The sequence below is a fragment of the Verrucosispora sp. ts21 genome, assembly GCF_002879555.1.
Classification (GTDB): domain Bacteria; phylum Actinomycetota; class Actinomycetes; order Mycobacteriales; family Micromonosporaceae; genus Micromonospora; species Micromonospora gifhornensis.
In genome coordinates this window covers 1-11,405 of record NZ_PNOZ01000124.1, presented here as the reverse complement: position 1 = coordinate 11,405, position 11,405 = coordinate 1, and the positions used below count along the sequence as shown (strand labels likewise).

Below are 11,405 nucleotides of genomic sequence, written 5' to 3'. Positions count from 1 at the left end.
GCGGCCTAGGGTGGGGTGGTGGGGGGTTCGGTGCAGCGTTCGACGACGGTGGCACGCCTTGGTTCGGGGGCGGTGGAGTACCGGTTGGATCGGAGGGGCGACACCGTCGTGGTGGTTCTGCACGGTGGGCATCTACGGGCCGGGCTGGTCTGGGACGAGACCGTGTTCGTCGACGCGGGGATCACCGTGTTGGCGCCGTCGCGTCCCGGCTACGGGCGGACCCCGCTGTCGACAGGTACGACCAGAGCGGGGTTCGCGGACGTCACCGCCGAACTCTGCCGGCACCTCGGGATCGACAAGGTCGCGGCCGTGCTCGGCATCTCCGCCGGCGGCCCGACTGCGATGGCCGTCGCTGCCCGCCACCCTGGCCTGGTCGAGCGGCTGATCCTCCAGTGTTCCCAGGGCCCGCACTGGCCGAGGCGTCGTGAGCGGTTACTGGCGAACCTGATCTTCTCACCGGTTGCCGAGCGGCTGACCTGGGGTGGCCTGCGCCGGCTGCTGCGTCGAGCACCGGACACCGGCCTGCGGATGCTGCTCGGCGGGCTGTCCACCGTGCCGCCCCGGCAGTTGCTCGCGGGCATGTGGCCCGAGCATCGCGCCACGTTGATCGCCCTGTTCTCGGCGATGCGCTCCGGTGCGGGCTTCCGTCAGGACCTGCGACCCTACACCGACGTCACCGCCGAGATCGGGCAGCCGACACTGGTGATCGCCAGCCGGCACGACGGTGCCGTCTCCTTCGACGACGCCGAGCACCTGGCCACCGCGATCCGTCGGGCCGAACTGGTCGAGAGCCGGTCCGACAGTCACTTCCTCGAACTCGGCGCGGACTGGCCCGCCATCTCCGAGGCCATCCGTGTCTTCCTGACCTCCGAGCCGCGCGATTTCGCAGCGCGCGGCTGACTCCGGCAAACCAGCTTCCTCAGGTGTCGATTGGGGGCAGGGTTGACCGGCACTATTCCCACAAGGAATAGTGGGGTGATGTCGACCGCACATGTGCTGCTTGGTGTCCTTGCCGCTCAGGGGGTCAGCCATGGTTATGAGCTCAAGCACGAGCACGACCGCAGGCTGCTCGGGGTCAGGCCGTTGGCTTTCGGGCAGCTGTACACGACGTTGGCCCGGATGCTGCGCGACGGGTACATCGTGGAAGCGGCCCACCAGCGCGTCGGTGGGCCGGATCGGGTGGCCTACCGGCTCACGCCGGAGGGCAGGACCGCTCTGGACGGGTGGCTGAGTCGGGCCGTACCGCCCGCGGTGCATGTGTCGGGCGAGTTGTTCGTCAAGGTCATCGTCGCGTTGCTCGCCACCCCGGACGAGGTGACCGCCCGGTCGTACCTGGCCGCGCAGCGCGCCGCCCACCTCGCCCGGATGCGGGAGTTGACCGCCGTCAAGACCGGTGGCAGCGCCTCGGTGACGGAACTGGCCGCCGCCGACTACCTGCTCAATCACCTCGATGCCGACCTGCGCTGGATGGCGACCACGTTGGACCGGATCGGTCAGCTTCGCTCGGAGGTACGGTCATGAGCGCACCGATTCTGCACGCCGAGCACATGGAGAAGTGGTACGGGCCGACCGCAGCCCTACGCGACGTCTCGGTGAGCATCGACAAGGGCGAGATCGTGGCGGTCACCGGCCCGAGTGGCTGTGGCAAGTCGACGTTGCTGCACTGCCTGTCCGGCATCCTGGCTCCGCAGCGGGGCAGCGTGCGGTTCCAGGGGCGGGAGATCGGCACCGCCGGCGAGGCGGAGCGCTCCCGGTTGCGTCGTACCGTCTTCGGGGTGCTCTTCCAGTTCGGTCAGGTCGTGCCGGAACTGACCGGGATCGAGAACGTGACCCTGCCGCTGCAACTCGGCGGCCTCGGCTACCGGGACGCCGCGGTACGAGCACAGGCGCTGCTCGACCGGCTGGGCGTGGGTGACCTGGCCGGTAAGCGGCCCGGCGAGATGTCCGGCGGTCAACAGCAGCGGGTGGCGTTGGCCCGTGCTCTGGTCACCGAACCGCAGGTGCTCTTCGCCGACGAACCGACCGGGGCGCTGGACAGCCTCGCCGGTGAGCAGGTGATGGTGGAACTGGTCCGGCTGGCCCGTGAGCACGGCACGACGGTGCTGGTGGTGACCCACAACGCGCAGGTGGCCGCGTACGCGGACCGAGAGATCACCATGCGCGACGGCCGCGTGGACAGCGACGGTCGCAGCGACAACTACGGCCGGGACAACAGCAGCGACGGTCGGTGCGACGGTGACCATCGGGTCGTGCTCCGCGGGGAGGTGCGGTGAGACCGGGCACCCTGTTCCGTCTGGCCTTCGTCGGCACCCGCAGCGACCGGGCCCGGGTGCCGGTCACCGCCGCCGGTGCGGCGATCGCGGTGCTGGTGCTGCTCTGCTGCGCCACCGTGCTCAGCATCGAGCCGGCTGCCGGGCGGTACCACAACCGGATGCTCACCCAACCGGGCCTCCTGCTCAACGTCGCGGTGGCGATGCTGCTGTTCAGCATCCCGGTCCTGTTCCTGGTCGGGCAGTGTGCCCGGCTCGGCGCGCCGGCGCGTAACCGTCGGCTCGCGGCCCTGCGGATGGCCGGCGCGACGCCGAGGCAGATCGCCTGGGTCGCCGCCGTGGAGACCGGGCTGGCCGCGACGATCGGCGCGGCGGCCGGCACGGCCGGCTACTTCGTCGGGCGGGTGCTGCTCGACCGCCCGGACCTCGCCGGGGTACGGCCCCTGCCGACGGACGTGCTGCCGCCCGTCACGGCGATCGTCGCCATCGCGGTAGGGGTGCCGCTGCTGGCCACGCTGCTCACCGTCGCGTTGCTGCGTCGAGTGGCGATCACCCCGTTCGGCGTGCTGCGGCAGAGCCGGCAACAGCCGGTACGGGCCTGGCCCACGTTGCTGCTGGGGATCGGCCTGCTCGGCCTGGTGGCGATCAACGCGGCGATGCGCAGCGAATACGTCCGGCAGGGCGGGTTCGGTGCCAACCGCGACGACCTGTTCGTCATCGCGCTGCTCGGCTGCACCGTCGTGATGCTGCTCGGCCTGATGTTCACGGTGGCCTGGATCGGTTACCACAGCGCCCGGCTGCTGCTGCGGGTCACGCGGCGGCCCAGCGCGCTGATCGCGGCCCGGCAGATCCTCGCCGACCCGCATGCCGGCAGCCGCAGCTTCACCGTCATCCTGGTCGTCACCGCCTTCGGCGCGGCCGCGATGATGCTGCACTCCTGGCTGGTCACCGACGTGGCGGTGCGGACCGCCGCGATGCTCGACCCGGCCCTCGGCTACGACCGGCCGCCACTGGATCTCAGCGGCACCGCCGCCTTCCGCTCGGACGTCCACACCATCGTCAACACGGTGCTCATCGGCCTCATCGGGGTGGCCGCGCTCACCCTGCTGATCGCCCTCGTCGAATCCGGCGTCGCCCGCCGACGGGCCATCGCCGCCCTGGTCGCCGGTGGTACGCCGCGCGCCGTGCTGGCCCGTGCCCTGTGTTGGCGGGTTCTCCTGCCGGCGGTGCCCGGCATTGCCATCGCGGGGATGGTCGGGATGCTCGGGATGCGCGCGTTCACGACCACCGCCACCGCGGGGTGGAGCCGGACGGTCTGCGTCGGCACCCCGGCCGAGTGTGCCGGGCCGGACGCCGAGCGTCACCTGGAGTACCGCGAGGTCACCCACACCCTCCAGACCTCGGTGCCGTGGGCCGAGGTCGGGGCGGTCATGTCTGTCGCGTTGCTGGCCGTGCTCCTGGTGATCGGGGCGAGTGTGCTGATGCAGCGCTCCACCACCGATCCCGCCGAACTGCGTGCCGGCTGAGCAGTCAGGGCGGCTGGCTGGGCGGGCGGGGTGGCCGGTGATGCCGGCTGCCCCGCCCCGGCGGTCAAGGCGTTGGGGTGCCGTCGGGGGCCGGCACAGCGGGTGACCAGGGAACTGTCCCTTGTGGTCGATCCGGGTGCGGAAGCGGTCCAGGGGTGTCATAGGCTGCCGTCCGGTCATGAGCCGACGAGGAGTGAGATGACGCGTACTGTCCGTGGTCCGTTGCACCGGCTCGCCGCCCGGTGCCAGGCCCTCGTCGGCGCCTCCTGGTTCAACCTGGCCAGCTTCGCCGTGGTCATCGTCAACGCGATGGCGTTGGGCCTGGAGACGTACGGCGGGGTCGTCGCAATCGTGGGGACCGCGCTGCGGACGGTCGAGTACGTCTGTCTCACCCTGTTCGTGCTGGAACTGCTGGTGCGCTTCGGTGCCCACGCGCCGGCTCCCGGCGGGTTCTTCCGGGACCGGTGGAACGTCTTCGACCTGGTGATCGTGGCCGCGCCGCTGCTGCCCGGCGTCCGGGAGAACGTGACCCTGCTGCGGCTGTTGCGGCTGGCCCGCATCGTCCGGGCGTTCCGGCTCTTCCCGAGCCTGCGGGTGATCCTGGTCGGCATCCGGCGCAGCCTGCCCGGGCTGGGCAGCTTCCTGCTGGTCACCGCGCTGCTGCTGTACGGGTACGCGATGCTGGGCTGGATGCTGTTCGGCACCGCCTACCCGCAGGAGTACGGCAGCGTCGGGCAGGCCATGCTCACCCTGTTCCTGCTGCTGTCGCTGGACGGCATCACCGACACGCTCCAGGCCGGCCGGGAGGTCACCGGCTGGGCGGTGCTGTACTACGTCTCCTACATGGTGGCCGCCTGCTACCTGCTCACCAACCTGCTTGTGGGTCTGGTGCTGACCGCTCTGCAGGAAGCGCACCAGGACGAGCAGGTAGCCGCTCAGCGGAGCGGTCGCCCGACCGATGGACACCCGGAGGACGAACCGTCGGTCCGCGAGCAGTTGGCCCGGGTGCAGGCCATCATCACCGACCTCGAACGGCGGCTGCCCGAGCAGCAGCTTATCGGTCCGCCGGCCACCGGCCGGGTGACCGCCGAGGCCGGCACGCTTGTGCTGTCCAAGCCGCAGGTGGACAGGCGGTCCCGGACCAGAGGCCGCCGCAAACGCCGCTGACCATCACCGCAAAGCGCCAGGGCACGCTCGGCGCTACCGCGTGGCGGCCAACGTCACCGGTACGGAGACCAGCTTGGTGGGGCTGCCGTCGGCGGCGGACACCTCGTACGCCTCGATGGTGCCGGGCTGTTCACGGTCCAGCCGGTAGCCGACGGTGACCCGGTAGCCGCCCCGGCAGCCGGTGCCGCAGGTGGCCGTGGTGAACGCGGTGGCCAGTTGTCGGCCGGTGGCGTCGCGTACCCGGACGCTGACGGTCGCCTCGAACACGTCGGCGCTGCCGCTGACGGTGACCGGGCTGGTCACCCGGTCTCCGATGACCGGGTGGGTGACCACGATCGCGGGCAGCAGGTCGGCGTAGTCGACGCGCCCGGCCGGTGCCGCGGTGCCGAAGGCGACGCGCCGGACGGTGGGGAACTGGGTGAGCGTGTAGACCACCTGCGCCTCGCGCAGCCGTGCGGTGCCCGGATCGGGGGCATCGGGCAGGCGTACCGTGGCGACCCCGGCCTCGATCCGGCTCACCTCAGATGCGGTCAGCAGGGTGACCAGACCGGCGTCGGCCTCCGCCGGGTTCGGTCCGGCGACCAGCTCGGCAAGTGCCAGCCGTGAGGTGGCGACGGTGGTGGGGCGGGTACGACGGGTCGGGGCGAGACGACCGTCCCGGACGTACCACAGCTCCAGGGTGAGGTTCGCAGGCCGGCTGCTGGCCACGGGCCCGACGCTCGGCGGCGGGGGAGCGGAGGTGCCGGCGGCGGTCGTGGCGGTGGCGGCCGACGAAGCGACGCTGGCGGGCCCGCCGGGCACGGCGGCGGTGGTGGGTACGCCGGTGGTGGGTGCGGGCACGGCCGGTGCCGGGCCGAGCGATCCGGACCGTGACGGCGCGCATCCCACGGCCAGGACCAGCACCACGACGGCAACGGCCGACAGGTGTCGGAACCGCCACGGTGCCGCCGCGCCGACCGGGTGCCGGCTCACCCGGCACCACCGGCGGTGACGTCCGACGAGCCCGCGTCACACCGATCGGTGCCGGCGTCCAGGCGGTCGGGCAGGTCGAGGCGGTCGGGCAGGTCGAGACGGAACCGGGTGCCGCTGCCCGCGGCGCTGTGCACGGTGAGCCGGCCGCCGAGCAGTTGGGCGTTCTCCTGGGCGATGGCCAGGCCGAGCCCGCTGCCACCGCCGGAGCGGGCCGGGTCGACCTTGTGGAAGCGGTCGAACAGGCGCGGCAGGTGTACGGCGGGGATGCCGGGCCCCTGGTCGTCGACGTCGAAGAACACCCGGTCACCGGCCCGCGTGACCCGGGCACGGATCTCGCCGTCGCCGTGCTGCACCGCGTTGGCGATCAGGTTGCCCAGCACCCGTTCCAGTCGGCGCGGGTCGGTGCGCAGCCAGACCGGCTCGTCGTCGACCTCGACCCGGCCCTGCCAGCCTCGGGTCGCCACGATCGCGCGCAACAGGGCCGGTGCGTCCACGTCGGCGACCACGACGGCCTCCTGCCCGGCGTCCAGTCGGGAGATCTCCATCAGGTCCTCGACCAGGCGTCGCAGCCGGACCACGTCGTCGACCAGCAGCTCACCGGCGCGTCGGGCGTCGCCGGGCAGTTGGTCGAGGTGCTCGCGCAGCAGCGAGGCCGCGGCCACCAGAGCGGTGACGGGGGTACGCAGCTCGTGCGCGACGTCGGCGGTGAAACGCCGCTGGAGATCCTGCGCCCGGCGCAGCGCGACGATCTTCGCCTGCAACGCCTCCGCCATCTCGTTGAACGAGGCGGCCCAGGCGCTGAACTCGTCCCGGCCACGCACCGGCAGCCGGGTGGCCAGCAGCCCTTCGGTGATCGCCCGGGCGGCCCGGCTCGCCCGCCCGACCGGTTCCAGGGTGCGCCGGGCGAGGGTGTGTCCGATCGCGGCGGCGAGCACCGTCACCAGGACCCAGCCGGCCGCCAGGGCGTTGCGCAGTCGATCGAGGCCGGCGGCGACGTCGTCCTCGCCGGTGATCACGTACAGCTCGGCGGTGGAGCCGGGAATCCGCCCGCCCACCACGAGCAGCCGGGGTGGCCCGTCGCTGCGCTGGTAGCCGAGTTGCCCGGCCGCGACGGTGGCCCGGAGCGGTTCGCCCAGTGTCGGCGCGTGCTGCGGATGCGAGGGCCACACGTCCCCGGTGACCAGCACCACGTGCTGGCCGCTGCCCTCGAAGCTGGTGAGCAGTTCCGTGCGGCGCTGCTCGGTCAACGGCAGGAACTGCCCGGCCAGCACCAGCCGGTACCGGGCGTCCGCGGCGGCGGCGTGCAGCGAGGCGTCGTAGCTGGCCTGCCGCAGCAGCAGGTACGACCCGCCGGCGAGCACCCCGGCGGAGACCCCGGCGACCAGTACGAACGCGACGGTCAGGCGGCGACGTAGCCGGCCGGGACGTACCGGGTCCGTGGCCATCGCCGTCGCCCGCTCAGCTCGCGGTCAGCTTGTAGCCGGCACCGCGTACGGTGCGGATCAGGCGTGGACTGGCCGGATCGTCCTCGATCTTGGCCCGCAGCCGCTGCACGGCCACGTCGACCAGCCGGCTGTCGCCGAGGTAGCCCTGCTCCCAGACCCGTTCCAGCAGCAGCTCGCGGGTGAAGACCTGACCCGGGCGGCGGGCCAGCTCCAGCAGCAGCCGGAACTCGGTGGCGGTCAGCGGCAGCTCGTGACCGTCGCGGCGGGCCACGAAGGCGCCCGGGTCGATCTCCAGGCGACCGATCCGCAGCGGGCCCGGCTCGGGTGCTGCGACGGAGCGGCGTAGCAGCGACCGTACCCGGGCCACCAGTTCGGGCAGGTCGAAGGGTTTACGCAGGTAGTCGTCGGCGCCGCACTCCAGCCCGACCACCACGTCGATGGTGTCGGTGCGGGCGGTGAGCATGAGGATCGGCACCGCGCTGCTGCGCCGGATCTCCCGGCACACCTGCAGACCGTCCAGGCCCGGCAGCAGCACGTCCAACACGATCAGATCGACCGACCCGGCCCGCCAGGCGGCCAGACCCTGTCGACCGTCGGCGGCGGTGTCCACCCGGAACCCGGCGCGGCGCAGCCCGAGGGCGGTGACCTCCCTGATGGAGGCGTCGTCCTCGACCACCAGCACGCGGCCGTCCATGACGTACCCAGGGTAGTCCTGCTCACCCCGGTCGTCGCTCGCCGCGACGGTCGGGGGCGGGTGCCCGAACGCCGGACACCCGCCCCAGTTGCCGATCACTACTGCCCCTGCCCGGTCACTGCTGCCACTGGTGTGCCACGTCGAGGACGATCCGGCTGTGGGTGCCCGGCCCGGCCAACACGAGGACCCGGAACGGCAGCCGGGCCCGTACGCCGACGGCGAAGGTGCTGTAGCCCTCGAAGCTGCCGCCGAAGACCACGTCGCGCAGCGTCTGGTAGCGCAGCACGTTGGCCACATGGTCACCGACCCGGTACGGCACGGTGGCGAGGTGCTCGTCGTCGTACGCGGGCGCCCGCAGCGACACCCGCAGCAGCGCGCCACCCGCGGTGTACGGCGACAGGGCCAGCCCTTCACCCTCGGTGTACGTCTCGCCGTAGCCGATCGAGTAGCCGGTGACCGTCCCGTCGAACTCGAACACCACCCGGTCGTAGCAGTCGTGCCGTCCGGTGCGTACCTCGGTCAACGGGGCGTCGCTCAGCGTGCCGGCCACCTTGTCCCCGCTGCCCCAGGTGATTCCGCAGTACGGCTCGCCGGTCGCGGCGGCTCTTGTACCGGCTGTGTTCGTCGTGCCGGCGGTGGTCGTCGTGCCGGCGGTTGCCGTTGTCCCGGCGGTGGTCAGGAGGACGGCGCACGCCACCGTCAAGGTGGCGAGAGTTCTGCTGATTCGCATCGTGGATCTCCTCTCCGCTGCCGGCCCGCCCGCGCGGGTCGGTGATGCTCGTGGAGTCCACCGTCGACACGCTTCGCCACCGCGCCTTCACCGGGACGTAACAGCCGGGCAACAGCCGGTGCAGGCGGTATGACACTTCCGTGATGACATCTATTGACTGATGTCTACTAATATCCACGGACATCGATCGCGGTGCGTCGATGTGCCGCGGGTATCCGCAGGGGAGTACGAGATGATCCGACACAGACTGCTGCGCGCGGCCACCGTCGCGCTGGCAGCGGTGCTGACCGCGACCGGGCTGCAGGTGGCCACCGCCACCAGCGCCTCCGCCGCCCGAACCGTCTACTACGACGCGAGCCGGGCCGGCGAGTTCCGGACCAACTTCGACCAGGCCGCCCAGATCTGGAACAGCAAGGTCAGCAACGTCCGGCTGGTGCCCGGCACCCCCGCCAACGTCACCATCCTGGTCGACACCGGCTGGCCCCGGGCGCAGGTCACCGGCCTCGGCTCCGGCCGGATCTGGATGGGCTGGCAGGCAGTCAACCAGGGCTACCACCGCACCCGGATCGCCACCCACGAGTTCGGTCACATCCTCGGGCTGCCCGACCGGCGTACCGGGCTCTGCTCCGACCTGATGTCCGGCAGCAGCGCGCCGGTCTCCTGCACCAACGCCAACCCCAGCGCCGCCGAGGCCAGCCGGGTCAACCAGCTCTTCGCCGGCAGCCGCAGCACCGCCGAGGTCGCCGAGATGTACACCTGGACCGGGGACGAGGCCGGAGGTATCGGCACGCTCGTGGTCAACGGGCGCCCGGCCACCGAGAACTACCCCTGGCTGGTCTACACCTCCGGCTGCACCGGCACCCTGATCAAGGCCAACTGGGTGGTCACCGCCAAGCACTGCTCGACCCCCTCGTCGGTGCGGGTGGGCAGCATCAACCGCAGCAGCGGCGGCACCGTCGTCGGGGTGAGCCGGGCGGTCAACCACCCGAGCATCGACGTCAAGCTGTTCCAGCTCTCCAGCTCGGTCAGCTACGCGCCGGCCCCGATCCCGACCACCTCGGGTGCGGTCGGCACCGCCACCCGGATCATCGGCTGGGGCCAGACCTGCGCACCCCGCGGCTGCGGCTCCGCGCCGACCGTCGCGAACGAGCTGGACACCTCGATCGTGGCCGACAGCCGGTGCCTGGGCATCAACGGCCCGTACGAGATCTGCACCAACAACACCAACGGCAACGCCGGCGCCTGCTACGGCGACTCGGGTGGCCCGCAGGTGCGGAAGATCAACGGTGTGTGGAACGTGATCGGTGCGACCAGCCGCGCCGGCAACAACAGCTCCACCTGCGCCACCGCCCCGTCCATCTACGGTGACCTCCCCTCGATCCGCTCCTGGATCAACACCCAGGTCGGCGGCCTGCCCGCCTGACCCTGACACCGCTCGATCACCTGGTGCCCGCGAGCCCGGACAGGACTCGCGGGCACCACGCCGCTTACGCAGGGCGGCGGGGGCCGGCAGGTGCCGCCGTGGAATAGTGGCTGGTCGTGAAACGGTATGGGGTGCTGATTCTGCCGTCGAGTAACCGGGTGTACTCGGGGGCGGCTGTCGAGTTGACGCGGGCGGAGCTGGAGATCTTCGGCGGGGCGGTGCTCGGCGGGCGACTCGGGGCGGTGGAGACGACCACCGTCGGTGGGGTTCCGTACGTCACGTTCGGTGTCGAGGGCGGGCTGGGCGAGCGGGACGTGGCGTTGCTGAGCAACCTGTCCAGCGCGTACGCGATCTTCGAGTTCGTCGACGATCTGCTGCGTCCGGTGCCGCTGACCCGGCTGGACCGCTACGACGACGACCTGGTCACCATCCAGAAGTACCCGGGCAAGACCAACGAACAGTTCACCAAGCTGCTGCTCAACGTCACGCTGCTCGCCTCGACCTGGGCCGACGAGCTGCTGACCCGGCGGTTCCGGGTGATCGATCCGCTGTGCGGCCGGGGGACCACGGTCAACCAGGCCATGATGTACGGCTTCGACGCCGCCGGCCTGGACCGCGACAGCAAGGACTTCGAGGCGTACCAGACGTTCCTCAGTACCTGGCTCAAGCGCAAGCGGGTCAAGCACCGGGTGCTGGAGTCCGGGCCGGTACGCCGGGAACGCAAGGTGGTCGGCCGGCGACTGCGGCTGGAGGTGGCGGCCTCGAAGGAGGCGCACAAGGCCGGCGACGTGCAGACCGTGGACGTGGTCAACGCCGACACCACCCGGATCGGGGAGTTCTTCCGCCGGGAGAGCGTCGACCTGGTGGTCGCCGACGCGCCGTACGGCGTGCAGCACGGCAGCCGTACCGCCGACGGTCTGGCCCGTGACCCCCTCGCCCTGCTCGCCGCGGCCGTGCCGGGCTGGGCGCGGCTGCTGCGCCCCGGCGGCGCTCTCGGCATCTCCTGGAACACCAACGTGGCCAGCCGGGAGGCTGCCGCCGAACACCTGACCGCCGCCGGTCTCACAGTCCTGGACCACGGCCCCTGGCGCACCCTGTCCCACCGCGTCGACCAGGCCATCGTCCGCGCGACGGCCGACCGACGCTCGCAGTCTGCCTCGGCCACCAACTGCTGGCCG

The 11,405-nt window shown here is 71.7% G+C and carries 11 protein-coding genes; 7 read left to right on the top strand and 4 right to left on the bottom strand.

Going from position 1 to position 11,405, the window contains the following annotated elements; genetic code table 11:
* Nucleotides 1–18 precede the first annotated feature (18 nt).
* From C1A38_RS29375 to C1A38_RS29355, 5 genes are all read left to right on the top strand, one after another.
* Entirely contained in the window at nucleotides 19–900 is an 882-nt protein-coding gene (locus C1A38_RS29375; protein ID WP_233197100.1) for an alpha/beta fold hydrolase, read from the top strand.
* Between the two features lie 78 nt (nucleotides 901–978).
* Nucleotides 979–1,521, top strand: coding sequence for a PadR family transcriptional regulator (locus tag C1A38_RS29370; protein ID WP_102660933.1), 543 nt, complete (start codon nucleotides 979–981; stop codon nucleotides 1,519–1,521).
* On the top strand, nucleotides 1,518–2,273 hold the full coding sequence (locus C1A38_RS29365; protein WP_102660932.1) for an ABC transporter ATP-binding protein: 756 nt from the start codon (nucleotides 1,518–1,520) through the stop codon (nucleotides 2,271–2,273). The genes C1A38_RS29370 and C1A38_RS29365 overlap by 4 nt, the downstream gene beginning before the upstream one ends.
* Nucleotides 2,270–3,796, top strand: a complete 1,527-nt coding sequence (locus C1A38_RS29360) for an FtsX-like permease family protein (protein WP_102660931.1) — start codon at nucleotides 2,270–2,272, stop codon at nucleotides 3,794–3,796. The genes C1A38_RS29365 and C1A38_RS29360 overlap by 4 nt, the downstream gene beginning before the upstream one ends.
* 198 nt (nucleotides 3,797–3,994) lie before the next feature.
* Nucleotides 3,995–4,963 carry an ion transporter gene (locus C1A38_RS29355; RefSeq protein WP_102660930.1) on the top strand — a complete coding sequence of 323 codons (969 nt, stop codon included), beginning with the start codon at nucleotides 3,995–3,997 and terminating at the stop codon, nucleotides 4,961–4,963.
* Nucleotides 4,964–4,996: 33 nt separating this feature from the next.
* On the opposite strand, the gene C1A38_RS29350 is transcribed toward C1A38_RS29355, so the two are convergent.
* The 4 genes from C1A38_RS29350 to C1A38_RS29335 all read right to left on the bottom strand — a co-directional run bounded on the left by C1A38_RS29350 (nucleotide 4,997) and on the right by C1A38_RS29335 (nucleotide 8,804).
* Nucleotides 4,997–5,935 carry a Gmad2 immunoglobulin-like domain-containing protein gene (locus tag C1A38_RS29350; RefSeq protein WP_102660929.1) on the bottom strand — a complete coding sequence of 313 codons (939 nt, stop codon included), beginning with the start codon at nucleotides 5,933–5,935 and terminating at the stop codon, nucleotides 4,997–4,999.
* Nucleotides 5,932–7,380, bottom strand: coding sequence for an ATP-binding protein (locus tag C1A38_RS29345; protein WP_102660928.1), 1,449 nt, complete (start codon nucleotides 7,378–7,380; stop codon nucleotides 5,932–5,934). The genes C1A38_RS29350 and C1A38_RS29345 overlap by 4 nt, the downstream gene beginning before the upstream one ends.
* Before the next feature lie 13 nt (nucleotides 7,381–7,393).
* On the bottom strand, nucleotides 7,394–8,074 hold the full coding sequence (locus tag C1A38_RS29340; RefSeq protein ID WP_102660935.1) for a response regulator: 681 nt from the start codon (nucleotides 8,072–8,074) through the stop codon (nucleotides 7,394–7,396).
* Between the two features lie 115 nt (nucleotides 8,075–8,189).
* Nucleotides 8,190–8,804, bottom strand: coding sequence for an AMIN-like domain-containing (lipo)protein (locus C1A38_RS29335; RefSeq protein ID WP_102660927.1), 615 nt, complete (start codon nucleotides 8,802–8,804; stop codon nucleotides 8,190–8,192).
* 232 nt (nucleotides 8,805–9,036) lie between these two features.
* On the opposite strand from C1A38_RS29335, the gene C1A38_RS29330 reads away from it, so the two are divergent.
* Both C1A38_RS29330 and C1A38_RS29325 read left to right on the top strand, forming a co-directional pair.
* Nucleotides 9,037–10,227, top strand: coding sequence for a snapalysin family zinc-dependent metalloprotease (locus C1A38_RS29330; RefSeq protein ID WP_102660926.1), 1,191 nt, complete (start codon nucleotides 9,037–9,039; stop codon nucleotides 10,225–10,227).
* Between the two features lie 116 nt (nucleotides 10,228–10,343).
* Nucleotides 10,344–11,405, top strand: a 1,062-nt coding sequence (locus C1A38_RS29325) for a TRM11 family SAM-dependent methyltransferase (RefSeq protein ID WP_102660934.1), incomplete at its 3' end; no start/stop codon positions are given.